Annotated in this window: 20 protein-coding genes; 15 read left to right on the top strand and 5 right to left on the bottom strand. The window is 54.0% G+C overall.

What is annotated here, in order from left to right:
- The first annotated feature begins 48 nt into the window (after window positions 1-48).
- The 5 genes from sufC to DXXMK7_RS12860 all read left to right on the top strand — a co-directional run bounded on the left by sufC (window position 49) and on the right by DXXMK7_RS12860 (window position 5,021).
- Entirely contained in the window at window positions 49-795 is a 747-nt protein-coding gene (sufC, locus tag DXXMK7_RS12880; RefSeq protein WP_022633952.1) for a Fe-S cluster assembly ATPase SufC, read from the top strand.
- Window positions 770-2,062, top strand: a complete 1,293-nt coding sequence (sufD, locus tag DXXMK7_RS12875; protein WP_038919452.1) for a Fe-S cluster assembly protein SufD — start codon at window positions 770-772, stop codon at window positions 2,060-2,062. The genes sufC and sufD overlap by 26 nt, the downstream gene beginning before the upstream one ends.
- On the top strand, window positions 2,059-3,297 hold the full coding sequence (gene sufS / locus DXXMK7_RS12870; RefSeq protein WP_082202621.1) for a cysteine desulfurase SufS: 1,239 nt from the start codon (window positions 2,059-2,061) through the stop codon (window positions 3,295-3,297). The genes sufD and sufS overlap by 4 nt, the downstream gene beginning before the upstream one ends.
- Window positions 3,298-3,348: 51 nt before the next feature.
- A complete protein-coding gene (sufE, locus tag DXXMK7_RS12865; RefSeq protein ID WP_038919451.1) occupies window positions 3,349-3,780 on the top strand; it encodes a cysteine desulfuration protein SufE in 432 nt (143 codons plus the stop codon).
- A 242-nt stretch (window positions 3,781-4,022) separates the two neighbouring features.
- Complete coding sequence (locus DXXMK7_RS12860; protein ID WP_038919450.1) at window positions 4,023-5,021, top strand: L,D-transpeptidase family protein; 999 nt, start codon at window positions 4,023-4,025, stop codon at window positions 5,019-5,021.
- A 231-nt stretch (window positions 5,022-5,252) separates the two neighbouring features.
- Here DXXMK7_RS12860 and DXXMK7_RS12855 read toward each other — a convergent pair whose 3' ends face one another.
- Window positions 5,253-5,489 carry a major outer membrane lipoprotein gene (locus DXXMK7_RS12855; RefSeq protein ID WP_012769424.1) on the bottom strand — a complete coding sequence of 79 codons (237 nt, stop codon included), beginning with the start codon at window positions 5,487-5,489 and terminating at the stop codon, window positions 5,253-5,255.
- 307 nt (window positions 5,490-5,796) lie between these two features.
- Window positions 5,797-7,209: a pyruvate kinase PykF gene (gene pykF / locus DXXMK7_RS12850; protein ID WP_038668161.1), complete on the bottom strand. Its 1,413-nt coding sequence runs from the start codon at window positions 7,207-7,209 to the stop codon at window positions 5,797-5,799.
- Window positions 7,210-8,096: 887 nt separating this feature from the next.
- Between pykF and DXXMK7_RS12845 the strand changes: the two genes are divergently transcribed.
- The 5 genes from DXXMK7_RS12845 to DXXMK7_RS12825 all read left to right on the top strand — a co-directional run bounded on the left by DXXMK7_RS12845 (window position 8,097) and on the right by DXXMK7_RS12825 (window position 12,355).
- Entirely contained in the window at window positions 8,097-9,017 is a 921-nt protein-coding gene (locus DXXMK7_RS12845) for a LysR family transcriptional regulator (protein WP_038919448.1), read from the top strand.
- Between the two features lie 311 nt (window positions 9,018-9,328).
- Window positions 9,329-10,486, top strand: coding sequence for an NADH-dependent flavin oxidoreductase (locus DXXMK7_RS12840; RefSeq protein WP_038919447.1), 1,158 nt, complete (start codon window positions 9,329-9,331; stop codon window positions 10,484-10,486).
- A 456-nt stretch (window positions 10,487-10,942) separates the two neighbouring features.
- Window positions 10,943-11,674, top strand: a complete 732-nt coding sequence (locus DXXMK7_RS12835; RefSeq protein ID WP_038919446.1) for an AzlC family ABC transporter permease — start codon at window positions 10,943-10,945, stop codon at window positions 11,672-11,674.
- Complete coding sequence (locus tag DXXMK7_RS12830; protein ID WP_038668178.1) at window positions 11,671-11,961, top strand: AzlD family protein; 291 nt, start codon at window positions 11,671-11,673, stop codon at window positions 11,959-11,961. The genes DXXMK7_RS12835 and DXXMK7_RS12830 overlap by 4 nt, the downstream gene beginning before the upstream one ends.
- Before the next feature lie 103 nt (window positions 11,962-12,064).
- Entirely contained in the window at window positions 12,065-12,355 is a 291-nt protein-coding gene (locus tag DXXMK7_RS12825) for a hypothetical protein (protein ID WP_038919444.1), read from the top strand.
- A gap of 53 nt (window positions 12,356-12,408) precedes the next feature.
- Here the strand turns inward: DXXMK7_RS12825 and DXXMK7_RS12820 are convergent, their stop codons facing one another.
- Window positions 12,409-12,873 (bottom strand): Lrp/AsnC family transcriptional regulator, encoded by a 465-nt coding sequence (locus DXXMK7_RS12820; RefSeq protein ID WP_038919443.1) that lies wholly within the window; start codon window positions 12,871-12,873, stop codon window positions 12,409-12,411.
- A gap of 490 nt (window positions 12,874-13,363) precedes the next feature.
- Here DXXMK7_RS12820 and licT point away from each other — a divergent pair, with 490 nt between their 5' ends.
- From licT to DXXMK7_RS12795, 5 genes are all read left to right on the top strand, one after another.
- The gene (licT, locus tag DXXMK7_RS12815; protein WP_038919442.1) at window positions 13,364-14,215 is read left to right on the top strand and encodes a BglG family transcription antiterminator LicT; all 852 of its coding nucleotides are present in this window, start codon (window positions 13,364-13,366) and stop codon (window positions 14,213-14,215) included.
- Between the two features lie 293 nt (window positions 14,216-14,508).
- Complete coding sequence (bglF, locus tag DXXMK7_RS12810) at window positions 14,509-16,404, top strand: PTS beta-glucoside transporter subunit IIABC (RefSeq protein WP_038919441.1); 1,896 nt, start codon at window positions 14,509-14,511, stop codon at window positions 16,402-16,404.
- A 32-nt stretch (window positions 16,405-16,436) separates the two neighbouring features.
- Window positions 16,437-17,834 carry a glycoside hydrolase family 1 protein gene (locus DXXMK7_RS12805; RefSeq protein WP_038919440.1) on the top strand — a complete coding sequence of 466 codons (1,398 nt, stop codon included), beginning with the start codon at window positions 16,437-16,439 and terminating at the stop codon, window positions 17,832-17,834.
- Window positions 17,835-18,017: 183 nt separating this feature from the next.
- Window positions 18,018-19,616, top strand: coding sequence for a carbohydrate porin (locus DXXMK7_RS12800; RefSeq protein WP_038919438.1), 1,599 nt, complete (start codon window positions 18,018-18,020; stop codon window positions 19,614-19,616).
- A 98-nt stretch (window positions 19,617-19,714) separates the two neighbouring features.
- Complete coding sequence (locus tag DXXMK7_RS12795) at window positions 19,715-20,857, top strand: alpha/beta hydrolase (RefSeq protein WP_371206766.1); 1,143 nt, start codon at window positions 19,715-19,717, stop codon at window positions 20,855-20,857.
- Between the two features lie 449 nt (window positions 20,858-21,306).
- Here the strand turns inward: DXXMK7_RS12795 and yajD are convergent, their stop codons facing one another.
- Both yajD and DXXMK7_RS12785 read right to left on the bottom strand, forming a co-directional pair.
- Window positions 21,307-21,654: an HNH nuclease YajD gene (gene yajD / locus DXXMK7_RS12790; RefSeq protein ID WP_038919436.1), complete on the bottom strand. Its 348-nt coding sequence runs from the start codon at window positions 21,652-21,654 to the stop codon at window positions 21,307-21,309.
- A 304-nt stretch (window positions 21,655-21,958) separates the two neighbouring features.
- Window positions 21,959-22,453 carry a hypothetical protein gene (locus tag DXXMK7_RS12785; protein WP_038919435.1) on the bottom strand — a complete coding sequence of 165 codons (495 nt, stop codon included), beginning with the start codon at window positions 22,451-22,453 and terminating at the stop codon, window positions 21,959-21,961.
- Between the last annotated feature and the right edge of the window lies 1 nt (window position 22,454).

The following is a 22,454-nucleotide window of genomic DNA, read 5'->3' as shown; positions in this document are numbered from 1 at the left end:
GGTGTCGATAATCATGAGCGTCGGGTAAGACGCCGGAAGGGTAAGAGTATGTTAACGATTGAAAACTTGAACGTCAGCGTCGAAGACAAACCGATCATCAACGGGTTGAACCTGCAGGTTAACCCGGGCGAGGTCCACGCCATCATGGGGCCGAACGGTTCGGGCAAAAGTACTCTGTCCGCCACGCTGGCCGGGCGCGAGGACTATGAGGTAACCGGCGGGTCGCTGCGTTTCAAGGGCAAAGATCTGCTGGAACTGTCGCCGGAGGAACGGGCCGGCGAAGGGATCTTCATGGCGTTTCAGTACCCGGTGGAAATCCCCGGCGTCAGCAATCGCTTTTTCCTGCAAACCGCGCTGAACGCCGTGCGCGCCTATCGCCAGCAACCGACGCTGGATCGGTTCGATTTCGAGGATTTCATCGACGATAAAATCCGGCTGCTGAACATGCCGGACGACCTGCTGACGCGTTCGGTCAACGTCGGTTTTTCCGGCGGCGAGAAAAAGCGCAACGACATTCTGCAAATGGCGGTGCTGGAACCCGAGCTGTGCATCCTGGATGAAACCGACTCCGGGCTGGACATTGATGCGCTGAAAATCGTCTCCGGCGGCGTCAACGCGCTGCGCGACGGCAAGCGCGCCTTTATCATCGTCACCCATTACCAGCGTATTCTGGACTATATCCGGCCGGATTACGTGCATGTGCTCTATCAGGGGCGAATTGTGAAATCCGGGGATTTCTCGCTGGTGAAACAGTTGGAGGAGCAGGGCTATGGCTGGCTTACCGACCAACAGTAAAGCGCAACAGGCGCTGCAGCAGTGGCAACGCCTGTTTGATACCGCAGCGCCGCGCGCCGATGAGGCGCAGCAGCACTGGCAACAGGTGATGCAACTGGGGATTCCTCACCGCAAGCTGGAGCACTGGAAGTACACCCCGCTGGAGCGGCTGCTTGATCATGAATTCACCACGGTAGCGACCGAAAGCGAGGTCACGCCGGCGCAGCGCGACGCGCTGGCGCTGCCGGTCGACGGCTGGCGATTGGTGTTTGTCGACGGTTGCTTCAGCCGTGCGCTGAGCGACGCCGATACCGGGCCGTATCAGGTGGAGGTGATTCCGTCAGCCCGGCGGCAGCCCGGTTTGCCGCCAATTCAGCCGGAGGTGTTTTTGCACCTGACGGAGAGCCTGGCGGCGGAACAGACGCTGATTCAGGTCGACAACGGCGTGACGGCGGAGAAGCCGCTCTATCTGCTGCATATCAGCAGTGGGCGGCCGGCGTCGCTCAATACGCTGCATTATCGCCATCATGTGCGTATCGGCGCAGGGGCCAACGCCACGCTGATCGAGCATTACGCCAGTCTGGAAGGGGCATCTCACTTTAGCGGCGCGCGCCTGACCATCGATGCGGGTGAAAACAGCCGTACCGAGCACTACAAGCTGGGGTTCGAAGCCGCCGACAGCTATCACTTCGCTCACAATGACTTACGTCTGGCACGAGACGCTCAGCTTCATAGCCATAGTTTTCTGCTGGGCGCCGGGCTGACCCGCCATCACACCAGCGCGCAGATAAACGGCGAAGGCGTGACGTTGTCGATGAACAGCCTGATGGTGCCGACCGGCAACGAGGTGTGCGATACCCGTACCTGGCTGGAACACAATCAGGGGTTTGGCGAAAGCCGCCAGTTGCACAAGGCGATTGTGCGCGATCGGGCGCGCGGCGTGTTCAACGGCTTGATCAAGGTGGCGCCCGGCGCCCTGAAGACCGACGGCAAGATGACCAACAACAACCTGTTGCTGGGGCGACTGGCGGAGGTGGACACCAAACCTCAGTTGGAAATCTATGCCGATGACGTGAAATGCAGCCACGGCGCGACGGTCGGGCGCATCGACGAAGAACAGCTGTTTTATCTGCGTTCACGCGGTATCGGCGAACAGGCGGCGCAGCAGATGATTATCTTCGCGTTTGCCGCCGAACTGACGGAGGCGATCCGCTATGACGCGCTGCGTGACGCGGTGCTGGAGCGAGTGGCCCAGCGCCTGCAGGCACTGGGAGGAGAAACAGCGTGAATTATTCCATCGATCATTACCCTATCGATCGGGTGCGGGCGGATTTCCCGATTTTGCAGCAATCGGTCAACGGACAGCCGCTGGCCTATCTGGACAGCGCCGCCAGCGCGCAGAAACCGCTGGCGGTTATCGACCGTGAGCGGGATTTCTACCTGCACGAGTACGCGGCGGTGCACCGCGGCATTCATACCCTGAGCGCCCACGCCACCAGCGCGATGGAGGAGGTGAGGGCGAAGATCGCCACCTTTATCCATGCCGCTTCGGCGGAGGACATTGTGTTTGTGCGCGGCACCACCGAAGCGATCAATCTGGTGGCCAATAGTTATGGTCGCGTCGTGTTTCAGCCCGGCGACAACGTGGTGATCAGCGAAATGGAGCACCACGCCAACATCGTGCCCTGGCAGATGCTGGCGCAGGCGCGCGGGCTGACGCTGCGTATTTTGCCGATCACCGATGACGGCCAACTGGACATGGCGCAACTGCCGGCATTGCTGGATGAACGTACCCGGCTGGTGGCGGTGACGCAGGTTTCCAACGTGCTGGGCACGGTTAACCCGCTGGCGGAGATTATCCGTCAGGCGCATGCCTGTGGGGCGAAAGTACTGGTGGATGGCGCGCAGGCGGTGATGCACCAGTCAATCGACGTACAGGCGCTGGATTGCGATTTCTACGCGTTTTCCGGCCATAAACTGTACGCGCCGTCAGGCATTGGCGTGCTGTACGGCAAAAGCGAGCTGTTGCAGGCGATGCCGCCGTGGGAAGGCGGCGGCGCCATGATCCGCGAGGTCAGCCTGACGCAGGGCACCACCTATGCCGATCCGCCGTGGCGCTTTGAGGCGGGCTCGCCGCATGTCGCCGGGATTATCGGTTTGGGAGCGGCGCTGGATTATGTCTCCGCGCTGGGGGTTGAGGCGATTCAGGCGCATGAGGACCAACTGATGCGCTATGCGCTGGCGTCGCTGGCCGAGGTGCCGACGCTTCATCTGTACGGTCCGGCGCATCGGCAGGGCGTGATTGCCTTCAATCTGGGACGTCACCATGCGTTTGACGTCGGCAGCTTTCTCGACCAGTACGGCATCGCTATTCGCACCGGCCACCATTGCGCCATGCCGCTGATGAGCCGTTATGGCGTACCCAGTATGTGCCGCGCCTCGCTGGCGCTCTATTCCTGTCAGGATGAGATTGACCGATTAGTGGCGGGTCTGCACCGTATACATCGTCTGTTGGGTGAGTGAGCTGACGGCAGAAAGTCATTGTTTCTGGAGCATTGCTTCTGGAGTATTGTTATGGCGCAAATTGCTAGGGCGCAACTGCCGGAACCGCAGAAACTGCTGCGGAATTTTTCCCGTTGCAGCAACTGGGAAGAGAAGTACCTGTATATCATTGAACTGGGCGCCGGTCTGGCGCCGCTCAGCGACGCACAGCGTCAGGACGGCAACCGGGTGTCCGGCTGCCAGAGCCAGGTGTGGATCGATCTGGCCTGTGACGAACAAGGCAACGTGGTGCTGCACGGCGACAGCGATGCCGCTATCGTCAAGGGATTGATTGCCATCGTGTTCAGCCTGTATCAGGGGCTGCCCGCCCGGGAGATTGTCGAGCTGGATGTGCGCCCCTTTTTCGCGTCGCTGGCGCTGACCCAGCACCTGACGCCATCACGATCGCAAGGGCTGGAAGCCATGCTGCGCGCCGTGCGGGCGCGGGCGGCTGCGCGGGTATAACGCCCGCAGGGCGCGGCTCCCGCGCCCTGATACGTCACATTTCAGAATCCATCCGGTGGATTTCCTGCTAACCTGCTTTTATCCTTGGGAACTTCCAATGATCAAAAGAGATTCAACCTATTGATAAGCAATAAGAAAGAAGGTGTCTGCCAACGGCAATTCACCCGCGCCTTTTTAGGGCGTGACCTCGTGTCGCGCTCTGGCGCTCACCCGATCTTCAGCAGTAAAACAGGAAACCGATAATGAAACGTGCGCTTACCCTGATGGGATTATTGTTTACCTCCTGTCTGGCGGGCATGCAGCCTGCCAGTGCGACGGAATATCCTCTGCCACCCCCTGATAGTCGTCTGATCGGGGAAAATATCACCTATACCGTGCCCAATGACGGGCATCCGCTGGAAACCATCGCTTCCAAATTCAAAATCGGCCTGCTCGGTATGCTGGAAGCCAACCCCGGCACCGACCCCTACCTGCCCAAGCCCGGCTCCAGCCTGACGGTTCCGTTGCAGATGCTGCTGCCGGATACGCCGCGGGAAGGGGTGGTGGTCAATCTGGCGGAACTGCGGCTGTACTATTTCCCGAAAGGGAAAAATACGGTGGTCGTCTATCCGATCGGCATCGGTCAGCTTGGCCGCAATACGCCGGTGATGGTGACCCGCGTTATCGAGCGGCGTCCGAATCCGACCTGGATCCCTACCGCCAACATTCGTCGTCACTATAAAGAGCAGGGGATTACGCTGCCGGCGGTTGTGCCCGGCGGGCCGGACAACCCGATGGGATTGTTCGCGTTACGGCTGGAGAAAAGCGGCGGCGTGTACTCGATTCATGGCACGAATGCCGATTTCGGCATCGGTATGCGGGTGAGTTCCGGTTGTATCCGTCTGCGTCCGGAAGATATTGAAGCGCTGTTTAATGACGTGCCGGTAGGCACCCGGGTACAGATCATCAATGAACCGATCAAGATTGCGGTGGAACCTGACGGGAAACGCTATGTGGAAGTGCATCAGCCGCTGTCGCGCACCGATAAGGATGACCCGCAGACCATGCCGATTGCGCTGAGCCAGAAGGTAAAAGCCTTTATCCACAATGACGATACCGATGCCGAAGCGGCTCAGGACGCGATTGTGCGCCGTTCCGGTATGCCGGTGCTGGTCAATGCCGGGCAGAGCGTTCCTCATCAGCCGCTGCTGCAACAGCAAGGGGCGCCGATATCGGCGGTGGTGACATCCCCGTCGCACTGACTACCATTGCCTTAACTGCTACCACGTTAACACCACACCTTAACCACCACCTGTGTCAGGACGTCATAAACGGGCGTTCTGACACGCCAGACTTGTGTTTGGTAAGGCGATGCCCGGTAACGCGATGTGCAATAAGGCGAGCGGCACGCTCAGGAAGACGGTGTGGTGAGAGCAAAGGGAAGGGCAAAAAAAATGGCGCACAATGTGCGCCATTTTTCATTCAACCAGTTCTTACTTCTTGTAAGTACGAACCTGGTTGTCCAGGCGCTGGTTAGCACGAGCTGCGTCGTCTTTAGCAGCCTGCACGTCGGTAGCCAGAGCGTCAACTTTGCTGGTCAGAGCAGATACTTTTTCGTTCAGAGAAGAAACGTCAGAAGACAGCTGATCCAGTTTAGCATTGCTGGAGCAACCAGCCAGCAGAGTGGAACCCAGGATTACCGCGCCCAGTACCAGTTTAGTACGATTCATTATTAATACCCTCTAAATTGAGTTAATCTCCATGTAGCGTTACAAGTATTACACAAACCGTTTTCTGATGAGAATAAATTTTTGATGGGAACATGCTTAATTTTGATCGTTCGCTCAAAGAATCATCGAGTTTTACAGACAGGTTAAAAAAGTAAGGAAAACAGCGCTATCTTATCAGATTACTCCGACCTTCACGGCCGCGGATATACCTTTTTTGTATAACCGATCGCGCTATTTATCAGCGATAAACATGGCGACAAAATAAAAAGCGCCCCGCAGGGCGCTTTGAAATATTCTCATTATCGAATTACAGGCGGTGTACCGAAGAGGTATTGGTGGTGCCGCTCGACACCAGCGCGCCGGAAACCATCACCACTACGTCGCCTTCCTGAGCGAAGCCGCTCTTCAGCGCCGCTTCCTTGCCGATGCGGTAGAAATCATCGGTAGACGCGATCTCTTTCACCAGCAGCGTTTCCACGCCTTTGCTCAGCAGCAGCTGACGCGCGGTGATTTCGTTGGTGGTCAGCGCCAGAATGCGGGCATTCGGGAAGTACTTACGAATGGATTTGGCGGATTTGCCGCCGTGGGTGGCGACGACGATCAGCGGCGCTTCCAGTTTCTCTGCAGTTTCCACCGCACCGCGGCATACCGCTTCGGTAATGCGCAGTTTGCTGGTGTTTTGCAGTTTATCCAGACGCGATTTCATCACTTTATCGGTGCGTTCGCAGATGGTTGCCATGATGGTGACCGCTTCCAGCGGGTATTTGCCTTTGGCGCTCTCGCCGGACAGCATCACTGCGTCGGTACCGTCGATGATGGCGTTGGCGACGTCACCGGCTTCAGCGCGGGTCGGACGCGGGTTCTTGATCATCGAGTCCAGCATCTGGGTCGCGGTGATCACTACTTTGCGAGCCTGGTTGCATTTTTCGATCATCATCTTCTGAGCGAAGATCACTTCTTCGACCGGGATCTCAACGCCCAGGTCGCCGCGGGCTACCATGATGCCGTCAGAGGCTTCCAGAATGTCGTCGAAGTTGTTCAGACCTTCCTGGTTTTCAATCTTGGAGATAATCTGGATGTGCTCGCCGCCATGCTGTTTCAGGTGGGCGCGGATCTCTTCCACGTCGGAACGTTTACGGATAAAGGACGCCGCTACGAAATCGACGCCTTGCTCGCAGCCGAAAATCAGGTCGCGTTTGTCTTTTTCCGCCAGCGCAGGCAATTGGATGGAAACGCCCGGCAGGTTAACGCCCTTGTTTTCACCCAGATCGCCGTTGTTCAGCACTTTACAGATAACTTCGCCGCCCTTGATCTCGATGACTTCCATACCGATCAGGCCGTCGTCGACCAGTACGGTGTTGCCGACGCTCAGGTCGTTGGCAAAACCGGCATAGGTTACCGCCACGCGTTCCTTATTGCCGATGACGCTCTGGTCGGTTGTGAAGGTGAAAGTCTGACCGGCGGTCAGGGAGGCGTCCGCGCCGTTTTCCAGCTTGATGGTCCGGATTTCCGGGCCTTTGGTATCCAGCAGGATTGCTGCTTTCTGGCCGGTTTTTTCCGTGATGGCGCGCAGGTTCTTGATGCGTTGACCATGCTCGGCGTAGTCACCGTGAGAGAAATTCAGGCGCATTACGTTCATGCCTGCGTTCAGCAGTTTGCCCAGTACTTCCTCTGATTCGGTTTTCGGGCCGATGGTACAAACGATTTTAGTCTTTTTCATAACGGTAGTTTCTACAAGTTGTGATGGATAAAAAAACAGGGTGACCGGCGGTTAACCGAAGCTGAACCTCCGGGGATAATACGTTTGCGACTGCGAGAGAATGATAAGTATAGATGGTGACAGGCGAGGGAGAGTGAAGCTGCACGTGACCGGATATTGCCCATAATCAAGAGTGGGCGAGGCGGCAATATCCCTGAGGATTGTGTTGTTAGTTGTGTTTTTGTCAGTGGCACGTGGATTCGCTGAAACCATTCAATGAAACGACGTTCCGTATTATAGTTATCAGGCAAAGAGATACAAGCCATTGAACGGAAGGATAACGCGTATTTTCGTGCTCTTGCGCAAAAAAATGTGCGATTTATTGTTTTTACACAAACTTGTTGCGCAAATGCACTAAGAATATCTGCCTGTCGGTGCGAAATGAGCCAGGCGCCTGGGGCGCTGCCGGCTGGTCTGGCAATGGTATACGCGGGTGATCCGGCGTTATTCAGGTACTATCGCCTGCTATCAAAAAATCGCCGTAATAATTTGATTCCTCATTACATGATTGCGGCAACTATCAACAGCCTGCACCGCCGACTGACGGCGTTAGCCCGTGCAACGAGTACCAACCGCATTCGGCGTTGAACGATCCCCGCGACTAACTGAACGCTGTATCCGACCCGGTAGCAGGTTACATCGTTAATATTCCCGTTCGAAGGTTCATCTACAGCACCCAAAAGGCGATGAGCTATGTGAGTAAAAAGGTGCTGCCTGACTGATGTACAAAAAATAGCTCTCCCAGCTAGCGGCTTATTGTTAAGCTAATGCGATGAGTAATCGATAATTTGGGGAATATGATTCCCAAATCACGGGAAGGAAGGCACTTCCCTGCAAAGAGCGAGATTATGGAACTGAATCGTATAGGTGACATAGCGGCCTTTGTGGCTGCTGTTGACTTCGGGAGTTACACACGCGCCTCCGGCAGTGTTGGTTTGTCCCGTTCGGCCATCGGAAAAAGCATCACAAGGCTGGAATCTCAGTTGGGCGTCAGGCTGCTCAACCGGACGACGCGCCAGCTCAGCCTTACGGAAGAGGGGCGCATCATGTATGAGCGGTGCAAACAAATTCTTGAGGATCTGGAAGAGGTCGACGCAACCATGGCGCGCCGGCGGGAAAAACCTACCGGAACCCTGCGGTTAACCGCGCCTCTCTCGTTAGGGCAACGGCATGTACTGCCCGTTATCGATCGATTTTTGAAAAAATGGCCGGAGCTGAGAGCCGATATCGTGTTTACCGATCGCTACGTCGACCTTATCGAAGAAGGGTTTGATATCGCTATCCGCATTGGCGAGCCCAAAGACGACTCGCGGATACTCACGCGAACCATCGCGACGCAGCATATGGTGACTTGCGCCTCGCCTGAATACCTGGCAAGGCGTGGCGTTCCTGCGACTCCGGAAGCGTTAAGCAAACACGACACCGTTTTTTTCCGTAGCGCGGAGAAGCGCCGAAACTGGCGTTATATTACTCCGTCCGGGGAGTTTATTTATGACGGACCAAGCCGCATGGATATTGATAGTTCAGAAGCCATGTTATCTTCGGCCATTGCTGGATTTGGTATTATTCAATTACCCGATTATCTGGCCTTTCAGGCGCTTGAGAATGGCGAGTTGGTTGCTATCTTAACGGAATTTAAAATAGCACCTGAGCCGGTACGGATAATCTATCCATGTAAAAGACATCTGTCGCCCAGAGTCCGAGGGTTTGTTGATTTAATCGCCGATGAATGGCGAAACAAAGACGTACCCTGGCGAACAATAAGCTAGGTTAAATTCTTCTCATTTTTGTTTTTTTATGTTATAGCCAAAATAATTCGCGTTGAATGACGGCGGTAACCGAGTGAATCTTCAGTTGTCTGAATAAATCAGTAACTGGGGGGCGCAAGTGCCGCCAGCGCACTTGTGACTTGAAGTATGACGAGGATATGGCATTAATGCGATGTATGGCGTTAATGCCTTCGTTTCACATCCGCTCTCCACGTTCCCCTGTTATGGGACGCACATTCCCTAATCTTTCCTCTAGTATGCGAATAACAGATAAATCTTACCGATGTAGTTATTATCATTCTGGAGCAAAAATGAAGGATTATCGTTTTATTAAACCTATAACACTTCCCAATGGCGTTGTGATTAAAAATCGTGTCGTGCTTCCACCCATGACTGAACAGATGTCTTTCGAGGACGGAACCGTAACGCTGGAAGAAATAAACTATATGCAACAGCGTGCGGGCGGCGTAGGTTTGTTTATTACACCGGTAGCGTACATTAATAAGGAAGGTAAAGGATTTGAAGGGCAACTGGGCGCTGATGACGACAGTAAAATCCCCGGGCTTGCAAAATTGGCTCATGCTATTAAATCACGCGGGGCAAAAGCCATTCTGCAAATTTTCAGCGCAGGGCGAATGACTAATTCATTGATAACCTGCGGATTGCAGCCGGTTAGCGCCAGCGCCGTGGCCGCGCCGCGAAATGGTGCAGAGACGCCACGTGAACTCAGTTCCGCCGAGGTCGTCAGCCTAATCAGCGATTTTGCTCAGGCGACGCGAAGAGCGATTCAGGCCGGCTTTGATGGGATCGAACTGCATGGCGCCAATACGTATTTATTGCAGCAATTTGTTTCGCCTCACTCCAACCGGCGTACCGATGAATGGGGCGGAAGTCTTGATAAAAGATTAAACCTGCCCCTGACCGTAATCGATGAAGTGATGAAGATCAAAAACAAATATGCATCGCCTTCATTTATTGTGGGATATCGGTTATCGCCGGAGGAAATTGAAGAACCCGGCATCACGCTGGATGACACCAAATATTTCGTCGGGAAATTGCAGCAAACCGAACTTGATTATATCCATGTTTCTATGGGGTCGGTATGGCGTTCATCAATACGTGATAAAGACAATACGGCGCCGATTATTACGCAGATTAAGCAAGAAAGTCATAAAAAACCGGTTATTGCGGTAGGTAATGTCAGAACGCCTGAACAGGCCGAAGAAGTGATGCAGAGCGGTATTGATTTTGTTGCGCTGGGTCATCAGCTTATTATTGAACCTAACTGGGTTGAAAAGGTGGTTTCTGGGCATGAAGATACGATTCGTTACCACTTGCATGCCGCCGATTTGGACGATTTAGGCATCAAGCCTCCCTTCCTGGAGTTTATTCGGGATATGCCGGGTTTCGATATACTTGGCCTCAAAAATGACTCTGCCCGACAGATAGATAATGTGACTTATCTTTGATTGATATTCCCGGCAGCCCACTCATGCAGTGGGCTTTTTTTGATTTATGAACGGCAATAACAAATGTAGTGAATAAATACGTCCCTTCACCTGAGAAGCACATTCCCCAGTTATTGTTTTATTGAATTACAATACACTTCAGCGAATTATTTAACCGGTATTTACATGACCCAACTTATATTACCTCCGTACCTCCAGCAACATACCGCATTCAAACGTGTCCTTGCGGTAAATCGGATAAGGCGAGTGATCCATTTTCAGGTATCGCTCGGCTCGGCCATAAACGTAGCGCTGGCCTTATGGCTGAGTATGGCAATCTGGCAGAGTGATGATTCAGGATTTCGCCAAATGATTAAAGTGTGAAATCTGATGCCAATATTGTTGGTTTTTACAACCAATACGCCCGCCAATTTCAACAGCGAAAATTTATAATATTCCTTCCTGAAAGGAGTATTTATGTCCCGCTTTTTTACATTTTCCCATGCCGGAACCTTTGCCCATGAATTCAGCAGGGGGCTGCTGGCCGCTATCCCGGTGATGATTGGGTTCGTGCCGTTCGGCTTATTGCTGGGCGCGCAGGCTGTGCAGAAAGGCTTTTCGGCGCCAGAATTGATGTTGATGACCGGACTGAATTTCGGTGGCGGTTCTGAATTCGCTGCGCTGTCACTCTGGACGTCACCTCCCCATGTTCTGACCATCGTGCTCGTCAGTATGTTGGTTAACAGCCGTCATCTTCTCATGGGGGCATCACTCGCGCCTTTTCTGGCCTATCTTCCGCGTCGTCACGCGTTTCTGGCGCTGTTTTTTATGTGTGATGAGAGCTGGGCAATGAGTGTCGCTGACGCCGCGAAGCGTCGCCGGCAGGGTGTTTCAGGCTTCAGTATGGGGTTTTATGCCGGGGTGGCATCTGCGCTGTGGCTCGCCTGGGTTATTTCAACGGGGGTCGGCGTCATTGTTGGACCGGTTCTCGGTGATGTGACTGCATGGGGCTTCGACATGGCATTCCCCGCCGTTTTTCTGGTGATTTTAAAAGGGATGTGGCGCGGGTTGCCGCCCGCACTGCCGTGGCTGGTCAGCCTTGTTTGCGCGGCGGCGACCTATCATTTTTGGCCCGGCGCGGCCTATGTGCCTGTCGGCGCGACAACGGGGATCCTCGCAATATTGCTGCTGAACGGGAAAACATCATGAGCCTCACATTGCTGACCATCCTGCTGATGGCGATCACGACGTATCTGACACGCATAGCCGGTTATGCGCTGTTGCATGGAAGACGACTGGGGCCGCGTGTAAAAGCCGTGGTGGAGGCCGCTCCCGGCTGCGTGCTGATCACGGTCATCGCACCCCATTTCGTCACCACCGAACCGGCCGACCAACTGGCATTACTTATTTCATTGCTGGCCGCCATGCGATTTTCACTGCTCCCTGTGGTGATCATCAGCGTGCTGACAACGGCATTTTTACGCCATCTGCTTTGACGGAAGGCACCCGGCAACGGCGTTTGCAACCGACGTCATTACAATCGATGTCATTACAAGCGATGTCATTACAAGCGACGTCATTACAACCGAGCTCACGATAATGACGTCGATCCAGAAAGTCGTTCTGTATTCCTGTGTGGTCAGTATGGCGATGGTGATAGCGGGATGTCTGGAAAATCTGGTCTGGCGTCTGGCTGACAGTTATCCGCACGCGCTGTCACAGATACGTTATGTTGAGAAGGCGGAGTTGCTGACGCCGCAGGCGATGCGGCACATCTGCAATCTCCCGTTGACGCCACCGGAGCTGGTACGCAAAGCCAATGGCTTATGCTTGCACTGCGGCACGCCGGGGTTTGAGGGTATGTACAGGATAGAACTCTACGGCAAGTGAAAGAGTGGATAAGCGTGGATGAAAGAATAGCGGGTGTGAGCCCGCGATTCTTCTTATCGGACCGGGAGTTCAGTTGTCTGTTTAATCGTCTGCATCGGGAGCTCGGTTTTGATGCTCTGCACCCCTTTAATCCGCGCCAGATGTTTGATCTGAAATTGCCGATAGGCATTTAAATCAGTTGCAACGACCCGCAAGATAAAATCGCAGTCGCCGACCATCAGATGACACTCAACGACTTCAGGCAGCCTCGCGACCTCGCGGCAGAAGTGCTCAACCGTTTCTTCCCCCTGACTTTGCAGCCAGATACGGACAAAAACGGTCAGGTTAAGCCCAACGGCCTGAGGATTCAGGATAGCCACATAGCGATCGATGGCGCCGCTGTCTTCGAGGTTTTTTACACGCCGAAGGCAAGGGGAGGGTGATAAGCCGACTTTTTCCGCCAAAATATTGTTTGGGATTCGGCCGTCTTTTTGCAATTCACGTAAAATGCGGCTATCAATTTCATCTATTTTTAGCATTACATACCATTGGTAAGTGAGTGTTTGGTTTAGTATGCTACAAAATTCAAAATCATGCATTCCGGAAAGGTAAATGCGTGTTTTATAGCAATGTGATTGCGTTTCTGTCTGTATTTTTTGATTGCAGATTGGTATTTGCAGCCGGTGACACATTCATCGTACACCGCGATAAATTCTCCCGGTACGCCAGTGGATTGCAGTTCGAGAGTGAAGTCCCGGCCCATGTTGCCGTCAGAAGGCAATCGGGTTGTTGACGTCTGTTAATAATAGGCCGCGTTGGGTTTGTGTCGATCCCGGTCACGTTTCCGTCACCGGGAGGTTGAGCCCGCGCGCGCCGGTGGTAAGTTAGCGTCTACAGGTTGTGCCCGGTCAGTAACATTGTTGTGTTGCGGCGGCGCGCAATCCGGGGTTGCTACTGCCATTGGCAGGCAAAACCAGATGTTCGCGTTTGCGGCGAGCGTCTGGTTTTTTTGTTTTCAGGGGTCGGACAATGAAGATCGCCAAAATATTGAATAATAATGTCGTCACGGTCATGGATGAACAGAATAACGAACAGGTCGTGATGGGGCGGGGGCTGGGATTCAAAAAACGGCCGGGGGATACGGTGGACACCGCGCTTATCGAAAAAATCTTCTCGCTGCGCAGCAGCGAGCTGACCGCACGGCTGAGCGACGTGCTGGAACGCATCCCGCTGGAGGTGGTGACCACCGCCGATCGGATCATCGCGCTGGCGAAAGAGAAGCTGAGCGGCAACCTGCAGAATAGCCTCTACATTTCATTGACCGACCATTGCCACTTTGCCATCGAACGCCACCGGCAAGGGGTGGATATCCGCAATGGGCTGCTGTGGGAGGTCAAGCGGCTGTATCAAAAAGAGTTCGCCATCGGGCTGGATGCGCTGGACATTATTCACCGGCGGCTGGGGGTCCGCCTGCCGGAAGATGAAGCGGGCTTTATCGCGTTGCATCTGGTGAACGCCCAGTTGGACAGCCATATGCCGGAAGTGATGCGTATTACCCGCGTGATGCAGGAAATCCTGAATATCGTCAAATACCAGCTGAATCTCGACTATAACGAGCAGGCATTCAGTTATCACCGGTTTGTGACTCACCTGAAGTTCTTTGCTCAGCGATTATTGGGGCACTCGCCGGTATTTAGCGAAGACGAATCGCTGCACGATGTGGTGAAAGCAAAATATACGCTGGCGTATCACTGCGCCGAGAAAATCCAGGATCACATTATGCTGCATTACGACTATAGCCTGACCAAGGAAGAATTGATGTTTCTGGCCATTCATATCGAACGGGTGCGGTCGGAATTACAGGAGCAGGCGGCAGAGTAAATTTCGGGTACGGAAAACCGAAGTTTGCGTGATATCACAAAATAACAGATTGCCCAGGTGAAACGCTTGTCAGAATAAATCGCACTGGTAATCTGTAAAGCAATAAATATGGATTGCGACTGTATACCCCCAGCGGAAAATACAGGCAAAACCTGAACCGTTTTTGCGAGCCTTGCGCCGCGATGAGACGGTTCAGGTTTTTTTTTGTCTTGAAAATGGGGTGTCCTGAAACCGTATATAGCGGTCACTCAGCGGTTTTCTCCGGGCATGGATCGAGCATTAAGGATGTAGCAATGAATTACGAAACATTAGCCAGTGAAATAAGAGATGGCGTAGGCGGTAAGGACAATATCATTAGCGTGATACATTGCGCCACGCGCCTGCGGTTTAAACTCAGGGACAATGCCAACGCCAATGCCGATGCGCTGAAAAATAATCCGGGCATTATCATGGTGGTGGAAAGCGGCGGTCAGTTTCAGGTGGTGGTGGGCAATCAGGTGGCTGATGTTTATCAGGCGCTGCTTTCCCTTGACGGTATGGCCCGCTTTAGCGACTCGGCCGCGCCGGAAGAGGAGAAGAAAAATAGCCTGTTTGCCGGTTTTATCGACATCATTTCCAGCATATTTACGCCATTTGTCGGCGTGATGGCGGCGACGGGGATCCTGAAAGGCTTTCTGGCGCTAGGCGTCGCCACCCATTTTATGTCGGAAAGCAGCGGCACCTATAAAGTGCTGTTCGCCGCCAGCGACGCGCTGTTTTATTTCTTCCCCATTGTGCTGGGTTATACGGCCGGCAAGAAGTTTGGCGGCAACCCGTTTACCACGCTGGTGATTGGCGCCACGCTGGTGCATCCGAGCATGATCGCCGCTTTCAACGCCATGCAGACGCCGGATCACCCAACGCTCCATTTTCTGGGTATCCCGATTACCTTTATCAATTACAGCTCCTCGGTCATTCCGATTCTGTTCGCCAGTTGGGTATCCAGCAAACTGGAAAAACCGCTGAACCGCTGGCTGCATGCCAATATCCGCAATTTCTTTACCCCGTTGCTGTGTATTGTCATTAGCGTTCCGCTGACCTTTCTGCTGATTGGGCCGAGCGCCACCTGGCTGAGCCAGATGCTGGCGGGCGGATACCAGTGGCTGTACGGGCTGAATTCATTGCTGGCCGGCGCCGTGATGGGCGCGTTGTGGCAGGTGTGCGTGATTTTCGGGCTGCACTGGGGCTTTGTGCCGCTGATGCTGAACAATTTCAGTGTGATCGGACACGATACTCTACTGCCGCTGCTGGTGCCGGCGGTGTTGGGGCAGGCCGGCGCTACGCTGGGCGTGCTGCTGCGAACCCGCGACCTGAAGCGCAAGGGGATCGCCGGGTCGGCGTTTTCCGCGGCGATTTTCGGGATTACCGAACCGGCGGTGTACGGTGTGACGCTGCCGCTGCGTCGCCCCTTTATCTTTGGCTGTATCGGCGGGGCGCTGGGCGCGGCGGTGATGGGATATTCCCATACCACCATGTATTCATTCGGTTTTCCCAGCATTTTCTCCTTCACCCAGGTGATTCCGCCGACCGGCGTGGACAGCAGCGTGTGGGCGGCGGTGATCGGCACGCTGGCGGCCTTTACGTTTGCCGCGTTGACCAGTTGGTCGTTTGGCGTGCCGAAAGATGAAACGCAACCGGTGGCAGCGGATAGTCCGGCGGTACCGGTGGAAACGCAGGATAACGCTGGCGCCGTTCGTGACGAGACGCTGTTCAGTCCGCTGGCCGGTGAGGTACTGCCGCTGGAGCAGGTGGCCGATCGGACCTTCGCCAGCGGCGTGATGGGCAAGGGGATCGCCATTCGACCTACGCAGGGACGGCTGTACGCGCCGGTAGACGGCACCGTGGCGTCGCTGTTTAAAACCCACCATGCCATCGGCCTGGCCTCGCGAGGCGGCGCAGAGGTGCTGATGCATGTCGGCATCGACACCGTCCGGCTGGATGGCCGTTATTTTACCCCGCATGTGCGTGTCGGCGATGTGGTGCGCCAGGGCGACCTGCTGCTGGAATTTGATGGCCCGGCCATTGAGGCGGCAGGCTATGACCTCACCACCCCGATTGTGATTACCAACAGCGAAGACTATCGCGGGGTCGAACCCGTCGCCAGCGGCAAGGTGGACGCCAATGCGCCGCTGACGCAACTGGTGTGCTGAATGATTATTGAACAGAAAAAAGGAGACGAGTGATGAGCAACCCTTTCCCGGAGCATTTTTTATGGGGCGGCGCGATTGCCGCCAATCAGGTGGAAGGCGCCTATCTGACGGATGGTAAAGGACTTTCTACGTCGGATTTACAGCCTCAGGGCATCTTCGGCGAGATTGTGACGCGTCAGCCGGGCGACAGCGGTATCAAAGATGTGGCGATTGATTTTTATCACCGTTACCCGCAGGACATCGCGCTGTTTGCCGAAATGGGGTTTACCTGCCTGCGTATATCGATAGCCTGGACGCGTATTTTTCCGCAGGGTGATGAGGCAGAACCGAACGAAGCGGGGTTGGCGTTTTACGATCGGCTGTTTGACGAGCTGGCAAAGTACGGCATCCAGCCATTAGTGACGTTGTCACACTACGAAATGCCGTACGGACTGGTGGCAAAACACGGCGGCTGGGGCAACCGGTTGACCATCGATTGCTTTGAGCGCTACGCCCGCACGGTGTTTACGCGTTATCGTCACAAGGTCAAACGCTGGCTGACGTTCAACGAGATCAATATGTCGCTGCATGCGCCCTTTACCGGCGTGGGATTACCGGCGGGCAGCGACAAAGCGGCGATTTATCAGGCGATCCATCACCAACTGGTGGCCAGCGCCAGAGCAGTGAAGGCCTGCCACGACATCATTCCCGACGCGCAGATCGGCAATATGCTGCTGGGGGCGATGCTCTATCCGCTGACCAGCAAGCCGGAAGATGTGATGGAAAGCCTGCACCAGAACCGGGAATGGCTGTTCTTCGGCGATGTGCAGGTGCGCGGCGCGTATCCGGGGTATATGCATCGTTATTTCCGTGAACAGGGCATTACGCTGAATATCACGGCGCAGGATACGCAGGATCTGCAATCCACCGTCGATTTTATTTCCTTCAGCTATTACATGACCGGCTGCGTCAGCACCGATGAAGCGCAACTCGAAAAAACGCGCGGCAATATTTTGAATATGGTGCCGAACCCGTATCTGGAAAGCTCTGAATGGGGCTGGCAAATTGACCCGCTGGGGCTGCGTTATTTGCTCAATTTCCTGTACGACCGTTATCAAAAACCGCTGTTTATTGTCGAGAACGGTTTGGGTGCGAAAGATAAGCTCGAAGAGAATGGCGAGATTCACGACGATTATCGTATCCGCTACCTGAATGATCATCTGGTACAGGTCGGCGAAGCCATTGCCGACGGCGTTGAGGTGTTGGGGTATACCTGCTGGGGGCCGATCGATCTGGTCAGCGCCTCGAAAGCGGAAATGTCCAAACGTTATGGTTTTATTTATGTTGACCGCGATGATGCCGGCCAGGGTTCGCTGGAACGTCGACGTAAAAAGAGTTTTTACTGGTATCAGTCGGTTATTGCCAGTCACGGAAAAACGCTGACGCGCTAATCTACCTCAATTTATTCGCATTGCAGGAAAGCCAATGTATCTGCAACGTGAATTATAACGCGTATCAATATATCTGAAGTCAACCTGCGGGTAGTGATATCCGCAGGCTGTTGACGCTCGCTGTTAATCGGCAGGCGTGAGTTGTTGTTTTCCTTTATCCGATTATCCGACGGGAATGAGAATATGAAAATAAAAAATAGCTATTTGGTGATAGCCAGTCTGTTATATCCGGCATCGTTTATTTCCACGGCGGCGCCATTAACAGTTGAACAACGACTGGCGGCGCTGGAAAAAGATTTACAGGAAACCAAACAGGAGTTGCAGCGTTATAAAGAACAGGAGAAGAAAAATAAAACCATCACCCTGGTCAGGGATAATTCCGCCGCCAGTACGGGGAATAAAAATAATACCGGCAGCGCAGCGAAAACCGCTACGCCGATCGCAGATAACGCCTTGTCTTCTGTGGCAGTATCATCCGACAGTCGCGCTTCCATGACATTGCATGAACTCAGCCAGTATGTAAAAGAGGATATCGGTTTTACCTATTCCGGTTATTTCCGTTCCGGCTGGGCCACCGGTTCGCAGGGGTCGCCCAAATCCTGGGCCATTGGTTCGCTGGGGCGATTTGGCAATGAGCACACCAGTTGGTATGACCTGATCCTGAAACAACGGGTGTTCAACAAAGACGGCAAATCCGCCTATGGGGTGATAAAACTGGACGGTAACGTCGGTCAGTCCTATTCCGGCGGCTGGTTTGGCGAAGACAGCAGCAATGAAAACAAATTGCAGTTCTCGGATATTTATCTCACCACCACAGGGTTCCTGCCGTTTGCGCCGGAGGCGGATTTCTGGGTCGGCAAGCATGCGTTGCCGGTGTATGAAATTCAGATGCTGGATTGGAAGAGTAATAAAACCGACTCCGCCGCCGGCGTAGGGGTGGAAAATATCAAAGCGGGCGTCGGCTCTATTGACTTGGCGCTGACCCGTGAAGACATCGATGTTTATAACCGCGATCTAACCAAATATCAGCAGATGAATACCAACGCGGTCGAGGCACGCTATAAAGGCATTCCGTTATGGAACGGCGCCAGCCTGATGGTACTGGGGAAATACGCGATGGCTAATAAAAACGATACCCAGAAAAGTAATGAAGCCAACAACAACTATTTTCCGATGAAGGATTCCTGGCTGGGCGGCGTGGTGCTGCGTCAGGCATTGCCGAACAACGGCTTTAATGAGTTTACCGCCCAGATGGCCAATAACTCGATTGCCAGCAGCCTGGCGCGCTATGCCGGATCCAGCCCGTTTGTGGCGGTGAACGGTAAATACTACGGCGACCACAGCGGCGGCACGGCGCTGCGTCTGATTTCGCAGGGGGAGATGTATCTGCGCCCGGATGTGATCATGGCTAACGCGCTGGTGTATACCCGCGGGCAGGATGTCTACAGCTATGACACCGGCGCCCATACCGATTTCGACAGCGTGCGCGCGGTGGTCAGACCGGCCTACATCTGGAGCAATTACAACCAGAGCGGCGTCGAGCTCGGCTATTTCAGCCAGACCAACAAGAATCAGGCCGGGAAGTATTTTACCGAGTCAGGCTATAAAACCACGTTGTTCCACACCATCAAGGTCGACACCAGCATGCTGGCTTCCCGTCCGGAAATCCGCTTCTACGGCACTTATATCCGGGTGCTGGATAACGAACTGGATCAGTTCACCTTTGCCGATAGCAAGAAAAATCAATTTACCGCCGGCGTTCAGGCTGAGGTCTGGTGGTAAGCCCCCGGACACAGCCCGCCCGTTTTTACCCTGTACCAATAAAAAAGAGGTTGAGAATGAAAACCAGGAAAACCAGTCTGTGCCTGTTGCTCTCCGCATTGAGTTTATCCGCGCCGCTGGCGGCGCTGGCCGACGCGGGCGCTATCCCGGCGCTGCCGCGCGCCGACGTGGCGACCCGGCACTACCTGTCGCAGGTCAACACGGATAACAGCATTACTTTCCGGCTGTTTGCGCCGGACGCCAAATCGGTAAGCGTGGTAACCGGCGCGACGCCGGAAACCTGGGTCGCGCACCCGATGACGAAAAACGATCTGGGCGTTTGGTCGTGGCGCAGCGAGCCGCAGCGGCCCAACCTGTACGAATACTTCTTTAATGTGGACGGCTTTCGCAGCATTGATACCGGTTCGGCGTTGCCCAAACCGCAGCGTCAGGTCAACACCAGCATGATTCTGGTGCCGGGCAGCGTGCTGGATACCCGGGCGGTGCCGCATGGCGAGCTGCGCACCGTGACGTATCACTCGGCGTCGCTGAAATCGGAACGGCAGGTCTATGTCTGGACGCCGCCGGGTTACACCGGCACCGGCAAGCCGCTGCCGGTGCTGTATTTCTACCACGGGTTTGGCGATGCCGGTGATTCCGCCGTCACACAGGGCCGCATCCCGCAGATTATGGATAACCTGCTGGCGGAAAAAAAGATTACGCCGATGCTGGTGGTGATCCCGGATACCGAAACCGATGTTTCCGACGCCATTCCGGAGGATTTTCCACCGAAAGAGCGGCGCAAGACGTTTTATCCACGTAACGCGGCGGCAGCCGATCGTGAGCTGATCCACGACATTATTCCGCTGGTCAGCGAACGGTTTAATGTGCGGCGCGATGCCGACGGCCGGGCGCTGGCCGGGCTGTCGCAAGGCGGTTATCAGGCGCTGGTGTCCGGGATGAGTCATCTGGAGCACTTCGGCTGGCTGGCGACCTTCAGCGGCGTGACCACCGAAACGGTGCCGAACGCTCAGGTCACGGCGCAGTTGGGTAACGCCGCCGGCATCAATCAGCAACTGCGCAATTTCACCGTGGCGGTGGGCGAGAAGGATACGGTGACCGGTAAGGATATCGCCGGGTTGAAAGCGCAGTTGGAACAGAAAGGCGTGAAATTCGATTACCGGCAGTATCCCGGTTTAGGGCATGAAATGGACGTCTGGCGGCCGGCGTACATCGAATTTGTGCAGAAAGTCTTCAAATAACCACTGTTGTCAGACTGCTGACAAACCCTATAAGTGCAAAATGACGGGTTTTCAGGCGTTAAAACTGTGCTGAGGTGGGTGACTTCGCCGGATGCGCGGCAGGGAAGCCGCGCAAGCCCGTGACGTGTTGGACAAAAACGTCGGGAACGTTTTTGAACAGCGTTTACGCTGGCCCGAAGGGCGAGCCCCAGGGATGGGGCGAGTAACCGCGTCACGGGCGGTCCGAACAGCGAAGGCAAACGCCGAAGGAACCGCGCAGCGGCACAGTTTAGCCATCAGCTAGTGGTCAAGGAGGGGTGGCGTTTGAGTAACCGTGTTGCCAGTCAAGTGTTTCAACTGGCTACCAACCCATAATTTGTATTAGCTCAGATTTGAACCGACACTTTTGTGACTCAGAACCATACCTAATCTGACGGACAACTTTGTGCCAGAAACGGCCGTTGCTGGCACTATTTCTTCTTATTAAGCATCGACTTTAAGTCGGCAAAGGGATTATAGGTGGCTGCGCCAACATCTTTTTGCGCGTCTTCCCCCGCCACAACGGTTGTACCGTACTGCTCGGCTTCAGTGTACTTCGAGTGTTCGTGGTCATGGCAATACAGACACAACAACTCCCAGTTGCTGCCATCTTCCGGGTTATTGGTATGGTCGTGATCGATATGGTGAACCGTTAATTCGCGTAGGTTTGAATAAACAAACTCCCGTGAGCAGCGCCCACACACCCATGGATAGATTTTTAGTGCTTTCTCACGGTAACCGCTTTCCAGCCGCGAGTAGTTTTTTGGGATCAAAGCCATTGCCGATGCCACCTGTTATAAAGAGATAATTTTACAATATATCCCATATATGGAACAGAAATAGACTGTTCGTCGTAGTCCGCTCCCCCGCTCGTTGCCGACTGTCAGGTTTAATCGTGTTCTAACACAGAACACTGCCAGACCAAGTTTGAGCCAATACACGCACGAAACTATTCACTTTCACTGACAAAATTCACTTTCACTGACAAAATTCACTGACCAAACAACATTCATAAGACAACATGGCTGTTTGTCAACAGCCCCACGGTCACGGGCCCACGGGCAGGGTATCCTGCCCGTTTTTCTATTTAATATTCAAATCTTTATAGCGCCCAAAGATAATATAGGACCGAAGGGTGAAAAACCCGACAACAGCTCCCGAAGAGACGGCTAATAGCAGAATCATGGGAATGCTAAGAACATGATCAACCGCAATTTCCTGACGATAACCAATATAATAACGAAGAGGGAAATAGAGTAAAAAAATTGTAATAATAGAACACGTCCCCGGCACAGTTATTGTGCCTTCCTTACTGCCAGGGCTATAGATTTGAGATGAAAAAATTCGCTTTGCCGCAATCCCGCCGACAATACAGCCCAATAACCATATCAGACTTGAAGTCAGGATGTTGCCTTGTCGTAGTAAAGAGATAATCGAAAAAACCATAAAACAGCCTGGGATAAGTAACAGCAGCTTAATGCTAACCTCTTTTTTAAAACAAAAACTTATACAATAAAATGTAGTTGAAACCAAAAGCACAATTACCCACGCAGGCATCCCTGTTACAATCTCTAACATA

The organism is Dickeya sp. MK7 (genome assembly GCF_000406305.1).
In the GTDB taxonomy this organism is placed as follows: Bacteria; Pseudomonadota; Gammaproteobacteria; order Enterobacterales; family Enterobacteriaceae; genus Dickeya; species Dickeya fangzhongdai.
Note: the sequence above shows the minus strand (reverse complement) of the source record. Positions and strands in the feature narration are given on the sequence as shown.